The sequence below is a fragment of the Helicobacter sp. WB40 genome (genome assembly GCF_027859275.1).
Taxonomy (GTDB): domain Bacteria; phylum Campylobacterota; class Campylobacteria; order Campylobacterales; family Helicobacteraceae; genus Helicobacter_D; species Helicobacter_D ibis.
Genome location: NZ_JAQHXS010000004.1, coordinates 62,810 through 84,709 on the forward strand (window position 1 = coordinate 62,810; position 21,900 = coordinate 84,709).

25 protein-coding genes are annotated in these 21,900 nt (G+C 31.7%); 8 read left to right on the forward strand and 17 right to left on the reverse strand.

Annotated elements, in window-relative coordinates:
- Positions 1-66 precede the first annotated feature (66 nt).
- Genes PF022_RS03945 through PF022_RS03955 form a run of 3 tightly spaced genes read left to right on the forward strand, consistent with a single transcriptional unit; the run spans position 67 to position 1,867 of the window.
- Positions 67-837: a hypothetical protein gene (locus PF022_RS03945; RefSeq protein ID WP_271021573.1), complete on the forward strand. Its 771-nt coding sequence runs from the start codon at positions 67-69 to the stop codon at positions 835-837.
- A complete protein-coding gene (locus PF022_RS03950; RefSeq protein ID WP_271021574.1) occupies positions 834-1,523 on the forward strand; it encodes an AzlC family ABC transporter permease in 690 nt (229 codons plus the stop codon). Before PF022_RS03945 ends, PF022_RS03950 begins: the two co-directional genes overlap by 4 nt.
- Positions 1,520-1,867 carry a hypothetical protein gene (locus PF022_RS03955; protein ID WP_271021576.1) on the forward strand — a complete coding sequence of 116 codons (348 nt, stop codon included), beginning with the start codon at positions 1,520-1,522 and terminating at the stop codon, positions 1,865-1,867. Before PF022_RS03950 ends, PF022_RS03955 begins: the two co-directional genes overlap by 4 nt.
- Positions 1,868-1,880: 13 nt before the next feature.
- Here the strand turns inward: PF022_RS03955 and PF022_RS03960 are convergent, their stop codons facing one another.
- Positions 1,881-2,981 carry a putative sulfate exporter family transporter gene (locus PF022_RS03960; RefSeq protein ID WP_271021577.1) on the reverse strand — a complete coding sequence of 367 codons (1,101 nt, stop codon included), beginning with the start codon at positions 2,979-2,981 and terminating at the stop codon, positions 1,881-1,883.
- 94 nt (positions 2,982-3,075) lie between these two features.
- Here PF022_RS03960 and PF022_RS03965 point away from each other — a divergent pair, with 94 nt between their 5' ends.
- Positions 3,076-3,960, forward strand: coding sequence for a LysR substrate-binding domain-containing protein (locus PF022_RS03965; protein WP_271021578.1), 885 nt, complete (start codon positions 3,076-3,078; stop codon positions 3,958-3,960).
- A gap of 20 nt (positions 3,961-3,980) precedes the next feature.
- Here the strand turns inward: PF022_RS03965 and cfrA are convergent, their stop codons facing one another.
- On the reverse strand, positions 3,981-6,086 hold the full coding sequence (gene cfrA, locus PF022_RS03970; RefSeq protein ID WP_271022843.1) for a TonB-dependent ferric enterobactin receptor CfrA: 2,106 nt from the start codon (positions 6,084-6,086) through the stop codon (positions 3,981-3,983).
- A 148-nt stretch (positions 6,087-6,234) separates the two neighbouring features.
- Here cfrA and PF022_RS03975 point away from each other — a divergent pair, with 148 nt between their 5' ends.
- Entirely contained in the window at positions 6,235-6,798 is a 564-nt protein-coding gene (locus PF022_RS03975; protein ID WP_271022844.1) for a DUF4879 domain-containing protein, read from the forward strand.
- An 86-nt stretch (positions 6,799-6,884) separates the two neighbouring features.
- Here PF022_RS03975 and murD read toward each other — a convergent pair whose 3' ends face one another.
- Both murD and mraY read right to left on the reverse strand, forming a co-directional pair.
- Positions 6,885-8,123: a UDP-N-acetylmuramoyl-L-alanine--D-glutamate ligase gene (murD, locus tag PF022_RS03980; protein WP_271022846.1), complete on the reverse strand. Its 1,239-nt coding sequence runs from the start codon at positions 8,121-8,123 to the stop codon at positions 6,885-6,887.
- A complete protein-coding gene (gene mraY, locus PF022_RS03985) occupies positions 8,123-9,181 on the reverse strand; it encodes a phospho-N-acetylmuramoyl-pentapeptide-transferase (protein WP_271022847.1) in 1,059 nt (352 codons plus the stop codon). The genes murD and mraY overlap by 1 nt, the downstream gene beginning before the upstream one ends.
- 70 nt (positions 9,182-9,251) lie before the next feature.
- On the opposite strand from mraY, the gene gpmI reads away from it, so the two are divergent.
- A complete protein-coding gene (gene gpmI / locus PF022_RS03990) occupies positions 9,252-10,718 on the forward strand; it encodes a 2,3-bisphosphoglycerate-independent phosphoglycerate mutase (RefSeq protein ID WP_271022849.1) in 1,467 nt (488 codons plus the stop codon).
- On the opposite strand, the gene PF022_RS03995 is transcribed toward gpmI, so the two are convergent.
- Positions 10,715-11,152: a Dps family protein gene (locus PF022_RS03995; RefSeq protein WP_271021586.1), complete on the reverse strand. Its 438-nt coding sequence runs from the start codon at positions 11,150-11,152 to the stop codon at positions 10,715-10,717. The two genes, gpmI and PF022_RS03995, sit on opposite strands and share 4 nt — an antisense overlap.
- Positions 11,153-11,261: 109 nt before the next feature.
- Positions 11,262-12,224, reverse strand: a complete 963-nt coding sequence (gene moaA / locus PF022_RS04000) for a GTP 3',8-cyclase MoaA (RefSeq protein WP_271022851.1) — start codon at positions 12,222-12,224, stop codon at positions 11,262-11,264.
- Between the two features lie 89 nt (positions 12,225-12,313).
- Between moaA and PF022_RS04005 the strand changes: the two genes are divergently transcribed.
- A complete protein-coding gene (locus PF022_RS04005) occupies positions 12,314-12,865 on the forward strand; it encodes a molybdenum cofactor guanylyltransferase (protein WP_271021588.1) in 552 nt (183 codons plus the stop codon).
- A gap of 27 nt (positions 12,866-12,892) precedes the next feature.
- Positions 12,893-13,957 (forward strand): flagellar biosynthesis protein FlhB, encoded by a 1,065-nt coding sequence (gene flhB, locus PF022_RS04010; protein WP_271021589.1) that lies wholly within the window; start codon positions 12,893-12,895, stop codon positions 13,955-13,957.
- On the opposite strand, the gene PF022_RS04015 is transcribed toward flhB, so the two are convergent.
- The 11 genes from PF022_RS04015 to PF022_RS04065 are packed head-to-tail and all read right to left on the reverse strand — an operon-like array spanning position 13,954 to position 21,884.
- Positions 13,954-14,163: an alkylphosphonate utilization protein gene (locus PF022_RS04015; protein WP_271022852.1), complete on the reverse strand. Its 210-nt coding sequence runs from the start codon at positions 14,161-14,163 to the stop codon at positions 13,954-13,956. The two genes, flhB and PF022_RS04015, sit on opposite strands and share 4 nt — an antisense overlap.
- A 1-nt stretch (position 14,164) precedes the next feature.
- The gene (locus PF022_RS04020; protein ID WP_271022854.1) at positions 14,165-15,307 is read right to left on the reverse strand and encodes an FkbM family methyltransferase; all 1,143 of its coding nucleotides are present in this window, start codon (positions 15,305-15,307) and stop codon (positions 14,165-14,167) included.
- Positions 15,308-15,315: 8 nt separating this feature from the next.
- Complete coding sequence (locus PF022_RS04025; protein WP_333770822.1) at positions 15,316-15,840, reverse strand: CDP-glycerol glycerophosphotransferase family protein; 525 nt, start codon at positions 15,838-15,840, stop codon at positions 15,316-15,318.
- On the reverse strand, positions 15,831-16,535 hold the full coding sequence (locus PF022_RS04030; RefSeq protein WP_271022855.1) for a hypothetical protein: 705 nt from the start codon (positions 16,533-16,535) through the stop codon (positions 15,831-15,833). The genes PF022_RS04025 and PF022_RS04030 overlap by 10 nt, the downstream gene beginning before the upstream one ends.
- Complete coding sequence (locus PF022_RS04035; RefSeq protein ID WP_271021596.1) at positions 16,528-16,866, reverse strand: dihydroneopterin aldolase; 339 nt, start codon at positions 16,864-16,866, stop codon at positions 16,528-16,530. Before PF022_RS04035 ends, PF022_RS04030 begins: the two co-directional genes overlap by 8 nt.
- Positions 16,863-17,387: an ABC-type transport auxiliary lipoprotein family protein gene (locus tag PF022_RS04040; RefSeq protein WP_271022857.1), complete on the reverse strand. Its 525-nt coding sequence runs from the start codon at positions 17,385-17,387 to the stop codon at positions 16,863-16,865. The genes PF022_RS04035 and PF022_RS04040 overlap by 4 nt, the downstream gene beginning before the upstream one ends.
- A complete protein-coding gene (locus tag PF022_RS04045; protein WP_271022859.1) occupies positions 17,384-18,187 on the reverse strand; it encodes an MlaD family protein in 804 nt (267 codons plus the stop codon). Before PF022_RS04045 ends, PF022_RS04040 begins: the two co-directional genes overlap by 4 nt.
- Before the next feature lie 9 nt (positions 18,188-18,196).
- A complete protein-coding gene (locus PF022_RS04050; RefSeq protein ID WP_271021600.1) occupies positions 18,197-18,928 on the reverse strand; it encodes an ABC transporter ATP-binding protein in 732 nt (243 codons plus the stop codon).
- Positions 18,929-20,026, reverse strand: a complete 1,098-nt coding sequence (locus tag PF022_RS04055; RefSeq protein ID WP_271021602.1) for an MlaE family ABC transporter permease — start codon at positions 20,024-20,026, stop codon at positions 18,929-18,931.
- Positions 20,026-20,751, reverse strand: coding sequence for a thiol peroxidase (locus PF022_RS04060; protein WP_271022861.1), 726 nt, complete (start codon positions 20,749-20,751; stop codon positions 20,026-20,028). The genes PF022_RS04055 and PF022_RS04060 overlap by 1 nt, the downstream gene beginning before the upstream one ends.
- Before the next feature lie 26 nt (positions 20,752-20,777).
- Entirely contained in the window at positions 20,778-21,884 is a 1,107-nt protein-coding gene (locus PF022_RS04065; RefSeq protein WP_271021604.1) for an epoxyqueuosine reductase QueH, read from the reverse strand.
- Positions 21,885-21,900 lie beyond the last annotated feature (16 nt).

Below are 21,900 nucleotides of genomic sequence, written 5' to 3' on the forward strand. Positions count from 1 at the left end.
AATAGAATCTTGGTGGTTGGAGTCAAAAAATATACAAGAGCCATTATCTTTTAAAAAGCTAGCTTTATGAGTCTTGTATTAGATAATATTTGTAAAGAAGATTTAGAGAAAATAAGAAGGTTTGATGATAAATTTACCTCTGCTGTAATTATAAATAATATATTAAAAGAAAGTGATTTAGAGCTACACTATATAGCCCATGAAAGTTTATCTGATATTTTTGGGCTTATAGATATACATTATGAATATGAAGATCACAAATGGCTATGTTTAAAAGAAAAAGCTTTTGATTACAAGGAATGGGGTGGTGGAGTTGGAATGATATCCTTGCACAGCGATGATATTTATGAAACTAGAGATATAGACTTGCTTTCTTTAAGTATTTGTAAAGATATAAGTAATACCCCTACAAATTATTTACCAATAAGAGAAATAATAAATTTACTAGGTGATAAGCAATTAGAAGCACTCCTAAGAGCAAAAGCAAAATTTATATCAGGTAAAAATGTATCTTGTATAAAGAAAACGATAAAAAATTTAATAACATATAACGATACACTAAGCGTTAACTTAGATTTCAGAAACGATACTAATGTTGGCTTTAGAATGGTGGGTATAGATAAGGATTCACATCATATTATAGAAATACTAAGAAATATTGTAGAAAATAAAATTAATACAAATAAGTTTAATGGGATTGGTTCGTTTCTTATTATAAAAAACAAGCAAGTGTTACATGGAAGAGATAAATTAAATAACATAAAAAAAGATGCAGAAAAACCAAGAATTCTAATAAGAAGCAAGGGTTTAAAGTTTAACTATAAGGATTTTGCATGAAAAATTATCTTTTAGATGGGCTAAAAGATTCAGCTATTTTTGGTGTGTCTTTTATATTTTTGTATCTCTCCATCGGGGCAAATGGCTATGCAAATGCTTTAGGTTTTTTTGAGACTTTATCAACTACGCTTTTTGTATTTTCCACTCCTTTACAATTTTTGCTTGTGCAAAGCTATAAAGAGGGCTATATTTTAATTCCGCTAATTTTAGCTATGAATGCTAGATTCTTGCTAATGAGTGCAACTTTAGCCCCTTATTTTAAAAATCAAAGCATTATAAAACTTTCTTTAAGCAGTATAGTAATTTGTCCTTCAGTTTTTAGTGGTTGCATTTCTTATTTTAAAAAGGCAAGTATTCACCCATTTGCTTACTTTTTGGGGCTTGGGATACCTATTTGGCTAGTATCTATTCTCTCCACTGCCATAGGATATGAGACAGGCTCATCGCTTAATTCTCCTCAACTTAAAGAAATCATATCTTTAGTGCTTCCTTTACAATTTACAGGTTTAGCTGCTAAGCATTATCCAAACTTAAAAGAAGTTAATTCCTACTTTTTAGGTTTTTTGTTTGCTCCTTTTGGGTTGGCACTTGCACCTAGTTATTATTTGCTTATTTTGCCATTTGTTATAGGATTTTTTATGGTTGTTTTTGATGAGATTCAGAGAAAAAGAGGAGATGTAGCATGAGTTTTTGGGCTTTATTAATCTTTTCTGCTTTAAGTATATTTGCTTTTCGCATTTTGCCATTTTTCTTTGCCAAAAGTGCCTATTTAAGCAATCAAGATGGAGTATTTTATAGGTTTTTAACATATAGCACACAAGCAATGCTTGGGGCAATCGTGTATGCTACTGCATTTTTTAGTAAAGATATAGTAAGTTTTGTAAGCGATTTTGCATTGGTCGATGTAGTAAAACTTGCACTTTTGATATTTGTATTTATTGCAACAATGGTGACAAACAGGCTACTTAGTGCATTTTTACTATCTCTTGTTATTTTTGTAGGGTTTGTATTGTGGTATATGCCTATATAGAGATTTTATATTTCTATATAAAGTCTCTAAAGGCTAGAGTTAGCAAATATCCCCCAACAATTAAAACAATCCATAGAAGAAAAGCTAGTGCAAATGCACTTTTTCCAGAGCCTAGAAATTTTTTAATATTTATTTGTAAGCCTAAAGCAGCCATGGCAAATACAATACAAATAGAACATAAAAGTTTGCCAAAGCTTAAAAGAGATTCAACGCTTATGCCAAGCAATATTGAATCTTTATAGTCTGATAGAAATGTATTTAAAATAATCACTCCCAAAAATCCAAACGCAAAATATGGTATGGCTATCTTTTTCTTGTCAACAATTTCTTTTTCATTCTTATCATGTGCTATAAAGTATGTTAGCAACAACAAAAATGGAACAAGCATAATAACTCTCATCATCTTTAGGATAATCGCCATATTTGCTGCATTTTGAGTGAATTCTCCTTGGCTTAAATCTTTTGCCATTTCTGCAGCACCAACCACATTTGCAACTTCATGCAAAGTGGCACCCATAAAGATTCCAACACTATTTGTATCCAAGTTTGGTATAAGTCCATAGTAGTATGCAAGTGGATATAAAAACATGCCCAAAAGTCCAAAGACAACCACCGTTCCAACTGCCATTATGCCTTTGAATGGTTCTGATTTTAGCGAAGATTCCACTGCTAAGACTGCAGCAGCACCACAAATGGCACTACCAGCACCTATTAATATGGAAGTTTCTTTATCAAGTCCAAAAATCTTAACACCTGCCAAGATAGCAATAAAAAATACACTGCAAATTATAATAATCGATATGATAATGCCATAGATTCCGATACTATAAAGCTCTGTGAAAGTTACATTAAATCCATATAGCACAATACCAAGACGAAGAAGCTTCTTGGCACTAAAATTAACGCCTGCGTTTAAAGTATGTTCGAATCTAAAAAATATCGGTGATAAAAAAGCACCCAAAAGGATAGCAAAAGCAGTTGCCGCTAGATGTGTGGTCTTGTATATAGCTTCTATATTGGCTAGATAGAATGATATAAATACTATAAGGCCAACAAACAAGAAGCCTTTAATATTTGAATTTATAAATTGGTTTATATGTATTGTTTTTGACATAAATCCTCCTTTTTTGTGAATTATACTTATTTTATTTTAATAATAAAAATATATTATTTTTATTAAAATAATAAAAAATATAAATGGAACTGTAATGAGAATAAGGGATATTGAGGTTTTTTTAGATATTTTAAAGACAAAAAGCCCAACAACAACTGCTGAAAACTTTAAAACAACGCAGCCAAACATATCAGTAATAATAAAAAATTTAGAAAGCATAATAGGGGAGGTTTTGTTTGAAAGAAAGGGCAAAAAGTTGCTTCCAACGTCAAAGGCACTATTTTTGGGTAGCATGTGGCTAGAGGTGGTAGAGAAATATTATGAGAGTTTTGAAGTGCTGGGAGATGATGAGTTACATGGGGAGCTAAAGATAGCCTCAACACACACCATAGGGGAATATCTACTCCCATCAATATTGTTTGATTTTGCAAGTGAATACCAAAAGATTCAAATAAACTCTCAAATACATAACACAAAAGAATGCTTAAAGCTACTTAAAAATGGTGATGTTGATTTTGTGCTTGTAGAGGGAGAAATAAGTCAGAATCTAGCAGAAAAAGAGGGCTTTATAAGGGAGGTGTTGCAAAAAGATGAACTAGTTGTTGCTTGTAATGACTTTCTTTTAGCTTCAAAGCCTAGATATATTGATGAGCTATTGGATAGGAAATGGATTTTTAGAGAGTATGGTTCAGGCCTTAGAGATAAGTTTTTAGATTCAATTGGTGATATACAAAGCGAGATTCCTATATTTTTAGAGATAGATAGGATAAGTGCCATTAAGAATTTAGTTATAAATAAAGGTGCTATTTCTGTGTTTTCAAAGTTAGCCATTAAAGATGAGCTAGAATCTAAAAAGCTTTTTGCAATTGAGATTATAAATTTGAATCCTGATAGGTATTTTTATTCGCTAAGACGAAAATCAACCCCATTTAATAAAGTAATATCAAGATTTGAAAAATATATGATAGATAGAATCTAATTGACATTAGATTCTATATTTTAAAATGTTCCAGTTAAAGACAGCCAGAATCTTCTCCCCTCCTCAACTCTATTATATGCATTGTAATATCCGCTACCATCATAAATGAATTCGTTGGTAAAATCTTTATTTAAGAGATTGTATATTCCGCCATTTAATGTCCAGTTAGGATTGATTTCATAACTAGCACCAAATGATAATAGAAATATATTTTTATATGTTTTTCCTAAGCTTTCGTATTCGCTTGGATCCCTGTATCTATCTCCTTGCCATTCCGCTTTTATGTATGGTGTAAAATTTAATATTTTATAACTAGCTTTTGCATTTATGTTGTGTTTTAATGTATATGCCACTTGTGTGCCTATGGTTTCTTTTGCTAGAGATTCTTTTATATTACTATCTGTATAGCTATATCCAAAATCAAAGTTTAAATTCTCAAAAGGAGAAATTCCGGCTTGAAGTTCTATGCCCCTGTATTCAACTTCGCCATGATTTATTGCTTGAGAGCAAGTTGTCCTGCCTCCAAATGGTGTGCAGATTCTATTTGTATTTGGCACTATTGCGTCTTTTTGGATAGAAACACTGCTTATTTTATCTTTGAAATCTGTAATATAGCCAGTTGCTCCAATATAGAATAAATCTGTATTATAGTATATGGAGGCCTCATAGTTTATAGATGTTTCTTCTGTTAGGTTTGGGTTGCCAAATATTGGCACTGCGCCTTGCCCTCCATAATTGTATTCTCCGGGTATTAATAAATTTGGCTCTGGTGCCTTAAAGCCTGTGGAGATTCCTCCTTTTAGTGTTAGATTGTCTGTAGGATTATAGACAACATATGCTCTTGGTGATATATTATTTCCAAATGTTTCGTGATAATTATATCTAGCACCAAGTGTTAAATTCAGTTTATCTGTGATTGATATTTCATCTTCTCCAAAAATAGCTATTGAATATTGATCAAAATTTGTAGGATTTGCTATTTTATCTTGCATTTTTTCTAACCTGTATTCTCCTCCTAAAGTTATCATATTCTTGTCGCCAATTAATGTGGTAACTTTTGTATCTGCTATATATGTCTGTGCTAGAATATCTCTATTTTCGCCAAGATATTTTACGCTTTTATCCCCAACTACTTCCCTGCCATCATTTGATACGCTGTTGTATTGTATACCAGAGTTTATTACGAAATTATCATAAGCTCCCTCATGCGTTAAGTAAGTAACAATTTTTTCAAATCCCATAGAGTCCGTGTATCCACCAGTTAATCCACCTTCAGAATTAGGCTTAGTAAGTGTCCCTATTTGAGATTTATTGTTATTATATTTATTTAGTCCATAGTCAAAATCTAAAATAATAGTGTTGTTATCATTTGGTGTATATGTTAATTTTGTTCCTATGTTGTGCAAGTTTGCTCTTGTTGGGTTTTGAGGTCCTGCTACACTTGGGGATAAGATTTCTCCATTTTGTTGTCTAAATTCTACGCTAGAACCCTCTCTATAATATTCTCTTAACCTAAGTGTCAAACCTAATTTATCATTTATTAGAGGACCTGAAGTATATAGAGATGTGCCATAATAATTTCCCCATTTAGAATCTTGATTAAAGATTCCTTCTGTTTGTATGCTCGCACTCCATGTGTTAGATATTTTTTTAGTTATTATATTTATAACACCACCTAATGCATCTGAACCATACAAAGTTGACATAGGTCCTTTTATTATCTCTATCCTTTCTATAGATGATAATGGTGGCATAAATACACTTGGGGCTTCACTAAATCCATTTGGTCCAATTTGACCGCTTACACTTTGTCTTCTGCCATCTATTAGGATTAAAGTATATCCTGTAATTCCTCTCATTGTTATTGAATATGAGCCAGTCTTACCTTTTGAAGCATGTAAATCCACTCCGGGTATATCAGATATAGCTTCTGCAATATCTCTATAAGGCTTTGTTGATAACTCTTCTTTTGTTATTACTGATATTGTAGCTGGTGCTTCTTTTACATCTTGCATAAAACCAGAAGCACTAACCACTGATTTATCTAGTCTGTATTCTTCATTAGCATTGCTTATAATTGGCAATATGATAGACAAGATTCCTGTGTATTTTGTAAATTTTGACATAAATTTTCCTTCTTAAAATATTGAAATGGGCACAATAGTATTTTAAACTTATTTAAATAAAAATAAAAATGAGAAATATTTTTATTTTTATTTTTATTTGTAGGAATGTAATTTGCTTAATTTCTGTAAAAATTTTCTAGGAATTGATATGAAATTTATAATTTGTATTTTATTATCTGTGGGCATAGTATTTGGTGAGACTATCACAAGGAGCGGTGTTAATGTGTTTGTAGATAGAGATTCTATAAATAAAGATCGCATAAAACAAGGCGGTATGGATAAATCACTAGCGCAAGTTAGAAGAATCTTTAACAATTTGAATATAAAAAGTAGCAACTCAGCGCCTCCTGTATCTAGGGTTATGGTGTTGCAAGTGTGTTCTACAAAAAAGCTGCAAACAACAAAGGAAGTATGTGAAGATATACCAAACAATCAACTAGCTACGCAATACGATCATGAAGGGGGCTTTTTTGTGGTGCAAACTGCTGTTATTGGCTATGGTGGTAAGGGCTATGGGAGTGCTACATTTTTGGGAAATGAAGCTAGATTAATAGAGACTTCTGGTATAGACATTGATGGTGATAGAAGGGTTGATGGATATTTAGAATTATGGGATATTTCTGAATTGGCAAACGATAGTGGAATCTTTAGCTATACTTCTCGCTCTATAAATGTAGGCCCAGCATTAAATACGACGATTTTTATAAAGTAAGATAAAATTACCCTAGAGTTAAGTGTATAATTTTGTAACAAAGAAAATAGATAACATAATTACTAGCTTAGGAATCTAAGAAGGATTTATGTTATTTCTAATGCGTATTTTTTAAATAATTCTCCTCTTTGTTTATATGAGGAGAATTGATCCAAACTAGCAGCAGCAGGCGATAGTAGTGCAACAGAAGTTGTGCTATGAATCTTGTTTATCTCTTTTATTGCTATTTTTAGCTCTTTACACATGGTGCATGTTATGCTAGATTCATCGCTTAGGAGCTTTAGCTTTTCTGCGTTGCTTCCTATGGCATATATTTTTACATTTAGCATTTTTAGCTCTGCAAATAAGTAGTCTAAATTAGCACCCTTATCATCTCCGCCTAAAATTAGCAGAATCTCTTTGTCTTTGTATCTTTTTAGAGCTTGTATAGTAGCATCTACATTTGTTCCCTTACTATCATCAACCCATAGTCGATTTTTATTATCAAAAAATTCTTCTATTTTATGTTGCCCTATTTTAAATTCTGATAGTAATTTGTAGTTTGCTTCTGAAAATAGAGCCTTACTAGCACATAGTGCAAGAATGCTATCGAGCAAAAATGGTTCTTTAAATGGTATATCTTGCAAATTTATATAAAAAGATTCTGCAAGATCTGTGCTATTTTCATAGAATATAAGACAAGCTAAGCTTTCTTTGCAGTATTTATGGTTTTGCAGATTTTTGGGGATTATGGCTATTTCTTTTTCTCTCATGTGTAAAAGCACTTTTAGTTTAGAATCTACATAAGATTCATAGTCTCCATGCCAACTTATATGATCTTCACTAAGTGGTAATAAGATATATAAATTTGGTCTTGCAATATTTGTGTAATGCAGAGTAAATGAGCTAGTCTCTAAAATCCACATTGGTGCATTTTTGGATAGATTTGCAAGTGGTGTGCCTATGTTGCCCCCACACTCAATACCTCTATGTGATAATAGGTGATGTAGCATTTGTGTTGTTGTGGTTTTGCCATTTGTGCCACTTATCCATATGCTAGGAGGCATATCTTTGGCAAAGAAGTCATATTCGCTAAGCAAATTATTTTTGCCTAGAATCTTTATTGTATCTTGTATCATTTGGTTTTGTGGCGGGATTCCGGGACTTGTTATGACTTGTATATTTTTGTTTTCTGATAAAAAAGATACAAGCATATTTGTAGGCATTAGAATATTTCCAAGCTCGTCTGTTTGTTTATATAGAAACTTATCATCAAAAATAGCACAAGGTGCAAATTGCTTTGCAATAGCTTGTGTTGTCCCACCAAATCCAAGTAATACAATCATCATCTAAGCTTTAGAGTAATTAATGCAATTATGTTGCTAATTAATGCAACAATCCAAAATCTAACTATTATTTTAGATTCACTTAGTCCCTTTTCTTCAAAGTGATGATGAAGTGGTGCCATTAGAAAAATCCTCTTACCTCTTGTTTTGTAGCTTCCTATTTGTAATAATACAGATAATGCTTCAACGACAAAAATAAAACCTATTACAAATAATAAAATCTCATTTTTTGATACTATCCCCATATATGCTATAAACCCACCTAAAGCCAAGCTGCCACTATCTCCCATGAATACCTGTGCAGGGTGGCAGTTATACCACAAAAACCCTATTAAAGAGCCAACTAAAGCTGAAGCAACAATGGCAACTTCGCCACTTCCGATTATTTTTGGCAACAATAAATATGAGCTAAACACAGAGTGCCCAGCAATATATACCAATACACCAAGAGTTGTGATTGCATAAATTGATGGAATTGCTACTAGTCCGTCTAGTCCATCTGTTAGATTCACCGCATTACTAGTAGCAATAAAGACTAAAATCCAAAAGCAAATACTAAATATATCCCAATACCACAAAGGATTCTTTAAAAATGGAACATAAAAAGATGTATCAAAATTAAATAAATATAATCCAAGTGCAATAACAAAAGCACTAAGTCCTTGCAAAAGAAGTTTTGTTCTAGCACTCATACCAGCGTTTTTTCTTTGTAAGACTTTTGATAAATCGTCTTTGATTCCTATTAAGCAGAATAATATAATGCTCAAAAATCCTAAGATTACATATTCGTTTGTTAATTTGGCGCATATAAAAGAAGCAACTAGTGTTGATGATACAAATACTATTCCACCCATTGTTGGCGTGTTTGTCTTTTGTTGGTGATTTTTGGGAGCGAACTCTGATATTGGTTGATTTGTGCCTCTCTTTTGTGTCCATAGTATGTATTTTGGCATACAAATTAAAACCAAAATGAAGCTTACGAAAAACGCTATAGCCGCCCTTACAGAGATGTATTGAAAGATATTTATGTCAAATATAGAATAAATATAGTATAACATGAATAAACACTTTAAAATCCAAAATTTAAGGTAAGATTCTAACTAAATAAAGTTTAAATATGGATAGCTAATGAAAACAATACTTGCGATAACAGATGGCATAGGATATAGTAAAGAGACAGAATATAACGCATTTTTCCACGCTAATAAGCCAAATTATGAAAAGCTTTTCAAAGAAGTTCCATATGGAATGATAAAGACTTATGGATTATCAGTTGGGCTACCAGATGGACAAATGGGGAATTCTGAAGTGGGGCATATGTGTATAGGAAGTGGCAGAATCTTATACCAAGACTTAGTAAAAATAAACAAAGCAATAGAGAGTGGAGAATTGTTAAAAAATAAAGCCTTGCAATCTCTAAAAAACACAAAAAAGATTCATGTAATAGGCTTAGCAAGTGATGGTGGTGTGCATTCTCATATAGATCATATAAATGCTTTGGCATTTGGACTTAAAGATAGTCATGAGATATATTTACATTTAATTAGCGATGGTAGGGATGTGTTGCCTCAAAGTGCATTAGGTTTTGTGCAGTCTATTTTAGAGAAGATTCAAGGCACAAATATCAAGGTGGCTTCTCTTTGCGGGAGATTCTACGCAATGGATAGAGATAATAGGTGGGACAGAGTAGAGAGGGCATATAATACAATAGCACTTGGCGAAAATCTAACAGATAAAACGCCACTAGAGTATATAGAGACTCAATATTCTAAAGAAATTTTTGATGAATTTATAGAGCCAGTTAGTTTTATTGGAGAGAGCTTTAGTAAAGATGATGGCATTATTTTTGTGAATTTTAGAAGTGATAGAGCTAGAGAGATTGTTAGTGCATTGGGGATTGCTGATTTTAGCTCTTTTGTCAGGAAAGGTTTTGTTGAATTACCGTTGGTTACAATGACACAATATGATAAGAATTTTAACTTTCCAGTTATGTTTCCAAAAGATAGCATACAAAATACACTTGCAGAGATAATTTCTAAAAATAACTTAAGACAATTCCACACAGCAGAGACAGAAAAATATGCACATGTAACATTTTTCTTCAATGGCGGAATTGAAGAACCATATAATGGAGAAGATAGAATCTTAATACCATCACCAAAGGTTAAAACATATGATGAAAAGCCAGAAATGAGTGCTTTTGAAGTGTGTGATGAGGTATTAAAAGCTATGGATATGGAGTATGATTTTATTGTTGTTAATTTTGCAAATGGTGATATGGTAGGACATACAGGTTCTTTGTCTGCAGCTATAAAAGCAGTCGAAGCAGTGGATACTCAAATAGGCAGAATCTATGAGAAATCCAAAGAAAAAGAATATGCACTAATTCTAACAAGTGATCACGGGAATTGTGAGGAAATGCAAAATAATAATGGTGAGATTCTTACAAATCATACTATAGGCGAGGTGTGGGCATTTATATCAGCACCAAATGTCAAAAGTGTAAAAAATGGAGGACTTAATAATATTGCACCAAGTGTGCTAAAACTAATGGGGCTAGAGATTCCAAAGGAGATGGATACTCCTTTGTTTTAGGCTAGTTGAGCCTTTAGCATCCATAAGAACTTCTCTAAAGAAGCTATTTTCTCATCTGCTAGTGCAACTGTTGCTTTGTCATTTGCTTCACCAGCTATATCAGATAGCTCTCTTAGATTCTTTAAGAACATCTCATAGTCAGGCAAAATAGCTTTTAAGATAGTCTTTGAATCAAATTTTGTAGCACTCTCTTCAGCAATTTTACTAGCACTTAGCATATCTTTTAGTGTTACATAAGGCTTTTCGTTTAATTGCAAGATTCTCTCTGCACAATCGTCCATTAAATCAGTAATATCATCATACATTTCCTCTAATGCTTTATGCACAGGGTGAAAATCCATACCAACTACATTCCAGTGATAGTTGTGAAGCTTAATGTAGAATACTGCACTATCTGCTTGAATTTGTTTTAAAGTTTGAACTACTTTGCTCATTATTTTTTCCTTAATTTGAAGTTAATTTGATTATATCACTTTTATTTGAAAAAGTTGGTGTAATTATATAGATTAATTCTTAAAAGAAAATTATTATTATTTAGAACTATTATCCACCTGTTTTATAAAATGCCCTAGTAGATACTTCATTATTGTCCCAGTCATTTTTTTCTGGTTTTTTTTCTACGCATAGTTTTAGATTTTTCAGAATCTCTTTTTCATTTCCTCTTAACATATGCTCTTTTATATCAACTGCATTTTCATGATATAAACATGGTATTAATTTACCTTCACTGCTGAGCCTTATTCTGTTACAAGTTTTGCAAAAATCATCATTGTGTGGTGCTATGATTCCAAATATACAATCTTTTGTTGGTAGCTTAAATAGTGTTGCAGGACCAAAAAAATCCTTCTCTAATAAATCTACTTCATATTTTGCTTTTATTTTATGTAGTATTTCATTTGCTCTAAGCCCTTTTGTGGAATCTTTTGCGTGTGTGTTCTCCATAAACTCTATAAATCTAACTCCAACTCCAAGATTCATTCCATATTCTAAAATATCCACAATTTCATCATCATTTATGCCTAGTAGTGGTACCATATTTAGCTTGATTGTGAAGCCTTCTTTGACTGCAGATTCTATGCCTTGTAGGATTTTATTTAGACCATCTCGTTTTGAAATTAGTACTATTTTTTCTGGTTTTAACGAATCTAGGGAGATATTTATTCTCTTTAACCCAGCTTGTTTTAAGTCTTTTGCTAGTGGAGCTAATAAAAAAGCATTTGTAGTTAGTGCTATATCGATATTTGGATTTAGTTCATAAATTTTTGCAATAAAAGGCACAATTTGGCTCCTAAGTAATGGCTCACCACCTGTTATTCTTATTTTTTTTACACCTTGTTTTATTGCTATTTTTATGAAGTTTAATACAGAATCTAATGGCACATCATCACTCTCACTGCCTATATCCATAGGTGTATTTGGCATACAATACATGCACCTAAAATTACATCTTTCAGTCAAGCTTATTCTTATATAGTCTATTGTGCGTCCAAAACTATCAACTAGCAAATATTTCTCCCTTTATAAAGTAAAGCATAATCTTACCTAAGTGTTATAAAAAAAGCTATAATTTTTATCAATTTGCAAAAGGTGATATTATGGTAGGCGTGATATTATGTGGTGGCAGAAGTCAAAGAATGGGAGAAAAAAAGGAGTATTTGAAATTTGCAGATTTCACTCTTGCAGACTATCAAGCAAAAAAAATGAAAGCTAATTTTGAAAAATTATATTTCTCAAGCAAAGAATCTGTGTTAAATTCATATAACATACCAACAATATTTGATAATAGCAATATTTATGCACCTATTTTTGGGCTTTGTAGCTCTTTAGAGTTTATAGATGATGATATTTTTGTTCTTGCGGTTGATACTCCCTTTTTTGTATCTTTTACTAGGCTTATTAATTCTTTTTATGAGATGCAAAGACCAACTTTTGCTAAGAGTAATTCTAAAATCCACCCGCTAATAGGTATATATCCGAAAGATTCGATTAATGTTGTAAAAAAGCATATACAAGAAAATAACTATAAATTACAAAATTTGCTTATATCATTAAAAGCAGATTATGTAAGTATAGATTTAAAAGAAACACAGAATCTAAACTATAAAGAAGACTATAAAGAAGCCTTAAGAATGGTTTATAAATATTGATATAATTTGCGGATTTAAAGGTTATAAATGGCTGATGAAGAAAAGACAGAAGAACCCACCGGGCGTAAGATAGAAAAGGCAAGAGAAGAAGGTAATGTTATAAAAAGCCCTGATGTAAATGCTTTTTTGGGTATGGTTGTTGGGCTTGTGCTTATATTTTTGTGTTTTAGTTTTTGGGTCTCTGGATTAAGTGATATGTTTCATGCGGTATATGGATTGTTTAATAGAGATTTAAACCTAGCAAATTCAATGTCTTTAACTTTGTCGTTGGCATTTGAGACCATATTGCTTCTTGTGCCTATTTTTGCTGCATTGATGATAACTGGAGTTGTTGCAAATGTAGCACAAAGCGGACTTTTATTAACTATAAAGGCAATACAACCAAAGCTTCAAAAGTTAAATGTTATCTCTGGAATTAAGAATCTATTCTCCTTAAAAAAGCTTTTAGATGGCTTTTTGATTACCTTTAAGGTTTTTAGTGCATTTATTATTGCTTTTTTTGTGTTTTTAGGATTCATGCATGAATTAGCAACGGTTTCACTTTTTAATTTGGGCGATCAAATGTTGTGGTTTAGGGATAAAGCATTGATTCTAATTGGCATACTTTTGGCATTTTTCTTAGTTATGGCAGCGGCTGATTATATGTTAAAGCGTTATCAATATTTTAAATCCCTAAGAATGACAAAACAAGAAGTAAAAGATGAGTTTAAAAACCAAGAAGGAGACCAGCAAGTAAAAGGAAAGATTCGCTCACTTATGTTCCAGGCTTCAAAAAAGCGTATGATGCAAAATATACCAAGTGCCGATGTTGTAGTTACAAACCCAACTCACTATGCAGTGGCACTAAGATATGATACACAAAAAGAAAGAGCACCAAGAGTCTTGGCAAAAGGAGTCGATTTAATCGCTCAAAGGATTAAAAAAGTAGCAGAAGAACATGAAATACCAATAATAGAAAACCCACCACTTGCAAGGGCATTGTATAAAGATGTAGATATTGATAAAGAGATTCCAGAATCTCTTTATCAAGCAATGGTTCAAGTGTTAATTAAGGTTCAACAAATTAACGAAGCAAAGAAAAAGAAACTCTAAATTTTCTTTAAAAAACAAGTCTTAAGCACTACCACACCGCATTTATCAACTTTTGCTTCTATTTCATCATCTTTATTAGTTAGCTTTATGTTTTTTATTGTTGTGCCTCTTTTTATAGTGGAGTTTGCACCCTTTACCTTTAAGTCTTTTATCACACTTGCGCTATCTCCAGCGTTTAGTTCTGTTCCATTTGAATCTTTTGCCATTTTAATTCCTTACTTCACAATATAATGCACACTCACCTGAAATAGTAAAATCAATAGGTTTGTGAATAGTAAAACTATATCCTAAATTTAGAGACTCTATAAATGGTTTGATACCAAAAAAGTCATCTGCACTATGATATATGCTAAGTAGCATTGCTGGTTTTTGACTTTTTATAGTCTCTAGTGCCCCTTTTAGGAATTCCATTTCAAAGCCTTCGGTATCTACTTTTATGAATCCTACTTCAATGTTATTTTCCTCTACGAAGCTATCTAGGGTTGTTATGCTTATTTGTTCTTTTTCTTTGTTTTTTATACTACTATCTGTATTGTTTATAGTAGAGTTTGCACCATTTTTCATTATAGATAGATTTTCTTTCTTGGAGCCTAGACCCTTGTTTATAGGTATTATTTTTGTTGCATTATTTAGTTTTATTGTTTCTTGCACTAGCTTGTAGTTATCACTTACAGGCTCAAAGCAGTATATATTTTTGTCTGTGTATTTTTCAAAGATAATGGCACTATCTCCTATATATCCACCAACATCAATTATGTTTTTATTTTTTATTTTATCTAGCGTAGAGAATAGATTCATATTATGTTCATACAGCCATACTGAAGCTTCGTAAAGTGGATTTTTTGGCATGAAATATCCATTATAAAAATACAAATTTTCATCTAGCTTTATTATATTTGTTAGATAGTTATCTCTTAGATTTTCTAGCGCTTTATGTTCTTCTTTGCTTACTCCAGTGTATGATTTATCCTTGCTTAGTGTTGTTAGCTTTAGTCTATTTATTATTCTGCTTACTACTTCTATGCTTTGTGGATCTAGATTCTTGCATAGCCTCTCTAGCCTATCATGCAGATTATTTTGCGTTGTTGCGTTTGCTATATCTTGGGACATATAATGGTTTGCGTCTAGCGTGTGGTTGTATTTGCTTTCTTGTATATGGCATTTATAAAGAAGTCTAGAGCTAATTTTTGTGCTTTCTTTATATAGTGGGATTCCAAAGAGATATGTTGTGGTTTGTGTGTCATATTTTTTATAGTCTATAGTTCTTTTTAATACGCATAGTTTTCCTAGATAGTATTTTTCCTTTACTAATAATCCATTTTCATATCTTAGATTCTTTCTTTGTAGCATTATTTTCCTTACCCAAAAATTTCTCTTATTATATCATTAGCGATTGCTTTTCCAGCATTGCCTTGATTGTAGATTATTTGCTTGTTGGCAAAATTTACTCTTTTTTTCTTCATGTAATCATTATTGTTTATAACCACTTCGTTTATGAAGTTTATTATTTCTTCTTGTGTATATGCTAGATATAGTCTATCTAGTAGGTCTTTGCCATGTTTGGTGAAGCTATCATTTGCTTGTGCTCTCTTTGCTATAAATAGCATTGGCTTTTCTGTAAATAGATACTCTGCCAGAAATGATCCACAATCATGTATCAAAGCACTAGAATCCATAAAAGTTTGTAAGTAATCGCTTGTATCATCGTATGTCATATTTGGTATTCTTGAGATTTTTGTCAGATAAGATTCGACGCTATCATTCCATAGATTTGGATTTTGCTTTATAGTATCAAATAGAAGTGGATGAGGTCTGAAGATAAAGTGTATTTGAGGATATAGCTTTGGTAATTCTAAGAAAAAATCACTAAATTCTAAAAAAATTTGATAGCCTTAATCCTTCCCAATTTGTAATAGTATGATGAGGAGAAATTATTATTGTTTTCATATCGCCCCCCCCCCCCAGTCATTTTTGGAGCTGGTAATAGATCCATTTTTGTATAGCCTACAGCTATTACATTATCGTGTGGCATATATTTAGTATTTTGTGTTAATTTTTGTGTTTTTTTATTTTCTACATATATTTTCCAAAGCGTGTTGTATCCTATTTTATTTATTATGTGATTCACATCATAGTTTAATAACCCTGTATAACCATATGGCACATAAACAGTAAGCATAAATTGTGATAAATAAGTTATTCTATATAATTCATGCACTCCAGCATCATATATATTGCAAAAAAATGCAATGTCAATATGTGGCGAAATATCCATATAGCACTGCTTTTCAAAATTGAATACAGAATATACATTCGGATATTTTTGGCGTAAATTTGTAAGTGTTGTCGTAAGCATTTCGTTTATTTTTTCTAAACTTTTAGTAATCATTGGCACTACGAAAATATTTATTACAAATCTAGAATCTTTTTGTAATTCTGTAATTAAAGAATGATATTGGAATGAAGTATCAGAGCATACTAGGATTCCTATACGGATTTTATCTTGCGTTTTTAGTTTTTGTTTTATTGTTTCGTAGTTTTTATGTCTTTGGTTTATAAAATCTATTATCTCATTCATTTATATCCTTTTTATAGCTTACCTCCATTGATACTTTGCAGTTTTTAAAAATGTCTAGTTTTGTTATCTTTAAAGAAAAGCTATCAATAATTATAAAGCGTTTTGGAATCTCGTTATAAAAAAACTCTAGTGCATCTTCTAGTAGTAAAAAATCATTCTTAAAAGATTCTTCTATAAATTCTTTTATTTTTGAGTAGTCTAAAAACTCTTTATTTTTTTCGTATTTACAAGAAAAATTCACCTCTATTTCTTGTGGATTTTCTCTTTCAAATGGCAGAATCCCTATTATTGCCTTAAGTCTTAGATTTTCTATATTTATCGTATATATCATATTTCACCTAATGCCTCATCTAGTCCAGAGTTTATAGTGCTATTTAGTGCATTTATAATTTTACTAAAATCACCTTCCTCTACTTTTGTGTGCTTTGCTATCCATATTTGTCTCTCTCCTAACTCCAAAATAGCATTAAAAACGGCTTTATTACTAGATTCATCGAAGTATAAATCAAGCACTTTTAGCTTCATACTCCCTGGGCTATTATTGTCACTTAGTGCTATGCAGTTGTTTTTTGCTATTTTATTTAGTGTTATCTCTAGCATATCTTGCAGATTTGAAGCCCATTTATTCTTTGCAAAATATTCTAGTTTGTTATTGTTTTCTTTGTAAGCTATTTTTGTGCTATTTATCTTTTGTGCCACTTCGATTCCAAGATAGCTTATTGTTATATATTTTTGGCATTCTTTATTATTTAGTGGGGTGTATATTTCATATTTATTTTGTTCTTGTATTTGTTTGCTAAAGCAACCAGCAAATAGTATCGCACTAATTCCTAAAAATAGTATTTGTCTCATCTCTCCTCCCTAGGTCCAAGTTTATTAGTCTTAATTCCAAAAATAAAATCATAAGGAGAAGATTCTATTTCATTTGTGATACTTTGTGTGCTCTGCAAGATTGAGTCAAATCTTTTTGCACTTTGTTGCAAGTCAAATATAAGAGGTGTAATCATTTCTCTTAAATTATAGTCTCCATTTTTTATAGATTCTTCAAAAACCTCTCTTGTGTTACCAAATTTTAGTATTTCACTCTCTATATTTAGGAGTGTTCTATCTAGGTGTTGTGAAAATTTTGCAAAATTTTCCAAACTAGATTCTATGTTTTGTAGATTCTTATCGTTTAGAAGCATATTTACTTTATATAAACTTGTCTCTAGTTGCTCCATTGCTTTTTCTACTTTGTTTCCTACTCTATCTACCCAGTTTTCTTCAAAGCCTAAGACAGCCTTTTCTCCTTGTGTGAAGTCCCCTTCGTTGCCTTGTATTAATGATAGAAAATTACCACTTGTTAATCCTTGGGAATCTACAAGAATCTTCGCTCCTTTTTTAATGTTTATGTCTTTTTTAATCCATATTACCATTTCTACATTATCGTCTATTAGCTTATAGCTTTTGACAAAACCAACTGGGATTCCCAGGAATCTAACTTGTGTTTCTGAACGAATCCCTTTTGGAAGCTCTGTGTTATATACATAATATTCATTATATTTTGAAATATTTCTATCATATCTACCAATCCAATACACAAAGTAAGCAAGTGCAAATAATGATAATACAAAAAATACACCAATTAGCACATGATTTAGCCTAGCCTCCATTATCTCCTCCTAAATTTGATACAAAAATAAATCCAAAGATTCCGTTTGCCTCTCTAGCTCACTAATAGTTCCTTCAAAAAATATTTTTCTCTCTTTTAAAATTATTAGTCTATTTACTACGCTTTTTACGCTATCCATATCATGCGTTATCATAACTATGCTAATGCCTAAAATATCTCTAAGCTCTTTTATTAGCTCATCAAAATGTCTAGCACTCTTTGGGTCAAGTCCACTTGTTGGTTCATCTAAAAATAGCACTTTTGGGCTAAGAGATAATGCTCTAGCTAATGCAACTCTTTTTATCATTCCACCACTTAGCTCACTAGGATATAGATTTGCTACTTCAGGCTTTAGTCCAACTTGATGTATCCACATGTATGCAAGATCGTTTATTACTCTATTTGGCAATGAAGTGTATTCTCTTAGAGTAATTGTAATGTTATCAAGCACACTAAGAGATGAAAAAAGAGCACCAAACTGAAATAAAACTCCGCATTTTAGTTTCATCTTTAGAGATTCTTCTTCATCTAGCGTCCATATATTTTTATCTAAAAATCTAACTTCGCCACTTGTAGGAGGCTTTAGAAATATCATTGTATTTAGCAGGGTGCTTTTACCGCTACCGCTTCCACCAAGTATGGCAAATATGTCCTTTTGCTGTATGTTGAAGCTTATATTATCATGGATTATTCTATCTCCATATTTGGTAGTTAGATTTTTTATTTCAATTATATTTTGCATCTACAATCCAAGCTCGGTAAAGATAACAGAACAAATTGCATCAAATGCTATTACTGCAAATATAGATTCAACTACGCTTTTTGTCGTGTGCAAACCTATGCTTCTAGTATCTTTTGCCACTATAAATCCATGATAACACCCAATTAGGGATATTATAAGTCCAAAAAATGGTGCTTTTATCATACCTACCCAAAAATGTCTCTCATCTACCATAGTTAAAAATCTCTCTAAAAACTGCTCCGTGCTTATATCAAGCTGTAGTGAGCTAATAAACATAGAGCCTAAAATCCCAAACAAATCAGCAATGAATACAACCAAAGGCATAATCAAGCATAGGGCTAAGATTCTAGGGATAACTAAAAAAGTAATCGGATTAAATCCCATAACAGACATTGCATCTAGTTCTTGTGTGGATTTCATCATGCCTATTTCTGCGCTAAATGAAGATGCACTTCTTCCGGCAATTATTATTGCAGCAATAATTGGCGACATTTCTCTTAAAGTTAGCATTGCACTCATTTCGACTATTAGGATACTTGCACCAAATTGTTTTAGCTGAATTGAGCCTTGATATGCTATTACAATTCCTATTAGAAAACAGGCTAAAGATACTATTCCTACGGCTTTTATTAGAGATTCTTGAGTATGATAGAAAAATGCTTTTACTCTGATATTCTTTGGCTTTATAAAACTTAGTATTACAAGAGAAATAATCTCCCCTAAAAACCCAAACGCAAAATAGAGTTTTTTAGAGAAGCTTTTAATAATTTTGAAGCTATCTTTATGGGCTACTATTATCTCTTCGTGCAGAGTTTTGTCTTTTGGTTTTTGACTGCTATCTAGTTCTTTTAGTATATGTTTGCTTTTTTGATTATAGAGAAGTTCATTTTGGGCAAAGATTCTATTGTTGCACCATGAATGCAGAATCTTGCCACCACAAAAATCTAAATCAAAATCATCATCTAGCTTTAGTGATATTTCTTTATTGTTAGGAATTTGTTCAAGCTGCCTTATGGTGCTACTTGGGATTTTATAGTCCCAAGCACCACCTAGAGTTACTTCGATTTTATTAGAGTAGTTAATCTTAAGAAAGGGCATTATTCTACTTCATAGACAAATGGAACTCCGCGTATTACGCCAGATTCAAATATTTTTTTTGCATTTTTATCTATTTGTGAAGTATTTGTGCCTAGTTGTTTCTTGCTTAGCTCTATATCTTTGTAGTATTTTTTCATTACTTTTATTTTGTCTTTAGTGCTTTTTAGATTCTTTGCTTCATCCATTATTAGTTGTGATTTTACAAATGCATCTCCTTCATGCACAGGTGCAAAAATATATTTTACATTTGCTACTTTTAGTGTGTCTTCTATTTCATCTAAGTGTTTTCTACAATAAGGGCAATCAGGATCGCTAACTACAATTTGTGTAGGAAGATTCTTAGAATTTCCTTCTAAGAATAAATAATCATTATCTGAAAAACTGCTAAATAACTTGTCTAGCACTACCTTGTCTTGTTTGTTTTTTTGGGCTTGTGCTTTGTTCAACTCGCTTCTTATCATGCTAGAATCTTTTTCATCTAGGTGCATAACATTACTAAGACCAAAGAAATAATCTCCATTTTTGTTTGATATTACTGGAAATAGATCTCCGCCCTTTGTCTTTCCTATTACAAAGAAGGCTGGAAAGCTCTTTAACTCTTTTTTAAACTGCACTTCTATTTCTATATCTGCTACTTCTTTTATTGTTTTTTGGAAGTTTTTGTCAAAATTTGCATTTGCAAATACACTGCTAATTAATAATGCTATTACAAGTATTTTTTTCATAAATCTCCTTTTAGTAAAAGTAAAGATTATACTACAATAAAGCTTTCAAATATTTCATCTTGTGATATTGCGTCAATCTCTAGCATAAAGCTTCCATAAAACTTATCTTTTATTATTACAATAGGTGAGGTAAAGAGGCCATTGTCGCTAAATTTTAGTCTCAAGCTTAGCTGTATTTTCTCATCTAAGCCATTTTTCAATAGAGATTCAAAACTATCGTATTTTATTTGTTCTTTAATAGAATCAAAGAGTATAAAAATTGCCCCTTCTTTTTGGGCATAGCCTATATTGTTATGCCAAAATTCTATTTCACTCTTTAGTGGTTTTTTAAGATATGAGTAGCTACAAATAAAGCTAGGAATCACAACGCTCTCTACTCTTAATAGGCCTTTTAAAATTCTGTATGCTAGAACTTTTTGTCTTATCATTTTATATTTTGTGTTATTTTTTTCTAATTCTTCTCTTGTTTTGAAGTTTTTTATCCTTATTTTTGGCAGTGTGCTACTATCCTTTGGTAGTGATAAAGATGAAAAAAGTTCAAATGGCATTTTTTTTGATTGTTCTCTTTGTTTGCTTAGTCCAAATATACAACCACAATAATTTTGTCTATATAGATTCTCTTCTTTTGCGATTTTGCTTTGTATTTGTGTGCCACCATTGCTTCTGACGTCTATTGGCAGGAAGTTTAGACTATATTGTTGTGCTATTTTTGTGCCTTGAGTATATAGTTCGTTTTGTGTTTTCATGGGACTTGCTAGAAGTGTTGTTGTAAATTCTACACATTTTAATTCTTTTGCAATTTTCGCAGAACTCTTTAGCCGATAATCAAAGCAATAAGAGCATCTAATGCCCTTTTCTGGTTCATTTTCCATACCTTTTGCATTTTCTAGCCATTCTTTATCATCATATTTGCCTTCAACCAACGGAATCCCAAGTCTTTGGCAACTTCGCCTTACATCATCTAGTCGCATTTTGTATTCTTCATATGGGTGTATGTTTGGGTTGTAAAAATATCCGCAGAAATTCTTTTCTGGGTATTTTTGTAACAATTGAGTTAAAAAATGATGACTATCTACGCTACAACATATATGAACTAGTGTTGTATTTGTATCTTTAAAGTTAAATGCACTCACTATTTTGCCTTTTTTT

Excerpts from the sequence above, each read along its gene's own strand:
- PF022_RS03955 (WP_271021576.1), top strand. The coding sequence starts at position 1,520 with ATGAGTTTTTGGGCTTTATTAATCTTTTCTGCTTTAAGTATATTTGCT.
- PF022_RS03960 (WP_271021577.1), bottom strand. The coding sequence starts at position 2,981 with ATGTCAAAAACAATACATATAAACCAATTTATAAATTCAAATATTAAA.
- PF022_RS03995 (WP_271021586.1), bottom strand. The coding sequence starts at position 11,152 with ATGAGCAAAGTAGTTCAAACTTTAAAACAAATTCAAGCAGATAGTGCA.
- PF022_RS04035 (WP_271021596.1), bottom strand. The coding sequence starts at position 16,866 with ATGATATATACGATAAATATAGAAAATCTAAGACTTAAGGCAATAATA.
- PF022_RS03965 (WP_271021578.1), top strand. The coding sequence starts at position 3,076 with ATGAGAATAAGGGATATTGAGGTTTTTTTAGATATTTTAAAGACAAAA.
- PF022_RS04005 (WP_271021588.1), top strand. The coding sequence starts at position 12,314 with ATGGTAGGCGTGATATTATGTGGTGGCAGAAGTCAAAGAATGGGAGAA.
- mraY (WP_271022847.1), bottom strand. The coding sequence starts at position 9,181 with ATGTTATACTATATTTATTCTATATTTGACATAAATATCTTTCAATAC.
- PF022_RS04050 (WP_271021600.1), bottom strand. The coding sequence starts at position 18,928 with ATGCAAAATATAATTGAAATAAAAAATCTAACTACCAAATATGGAGAT.
- PF022_RS04055 (WP_271021602.1), bottom strand. The coding sequence starts at position 20,026 with ATGCCCTTTCTTAAGATTAACTACTCTAATAAAATCGAAGTAACTCTA.
- PF022_RS04060 (WP_271022861.1), bottom strand. The coding sequence starts at position 20,751 with ATGAAAAAAATACTTGTAATAGCATTATTAATTAGCAGTGTATTTGCA.
- cfrA (WP_271022843.1), bottom strand. The coding sequence starts at position 6,086 with ATGTCAAAATTTACAAAATACACAGGAATCTTGTCTATCATATTGCCA.
- PF022_RS04020 (WP_271022854.1), bottom strand. The coding sequence starts at position 15,307 with ATGCTACAAAGAAAGAATCTAAGATATGAAAATGGATTATTAGTAAAG.
- PF022_RS03975 (WP_271022844.1), top strand. The coding sequence starts at position 6,235 with ATGAAATTTATAATTTGTATTTTATTATCTGTGGGCATAGTATTTGGT.
- PF022_RS04045 (WP_271022859.1), bottom strand. The coding sequence starts at position 18,187 with ATGGAGGCTAGGCTAAATCATGTGCTAATTGGTGTATTTTTTGTATTA.
- PF022_RS03945 (WP_271021573.1), top strand. The coding sequence starts at position 67 with ATGAGTCTTGTATTAGATAATATTTGTAAAGAAGATTTAGAGAAAATA.
- flhB (WP_271021589.1), top strand. The coding sequence starts at position 12,893 with ATGGCTGATGAAGAAAAGACAGAAGAACCCACCGGGCGTAAGATAGAA.
- PF022_RS04030 (WP_271022855.1), bottom strand. The coding sequence starts at position 16,535 with ATGAATGAGATAATAGATTTTATAAACCAAAGACATAAAAACTACGAA.
- PF022_RS03950 (WP_271021574.1), top strand. The coding sequence starts at position 834 with ATGAAAAATTATCTTTTAGATGGGCTAAAAGATTCAGCTATTTTTGGT.
- PF022_RS04015 (WP_271022852.1), bottom strand. The coding sequence starts at position 14,163 with ATGGCAAAAGATTCAAATGGAACAGAACTAAACGCTGGAGATAGCGCA.
- PF022_RS04040 (WP_271022857.1), bottom strand. The coding sequence starts at position 17,387 with ATGAGACAAATACTATTTTTAGGAATTAGTGCGATACTATTTGCTGGT.
- gpmI (WP_271022849.1), top strand. The coding sequence starts at position 9,252 with ATGAAAACAATACTTGCGATAACAGATGGCATAGGATATAGTAAAGAG.
- murD (WP_271022846.1), bottom strand. The coding sequence starts at position 8,123 with ATGATTGTATTACTTGGATTTGGTGGGACAACACAAGCTATTGCAAAG.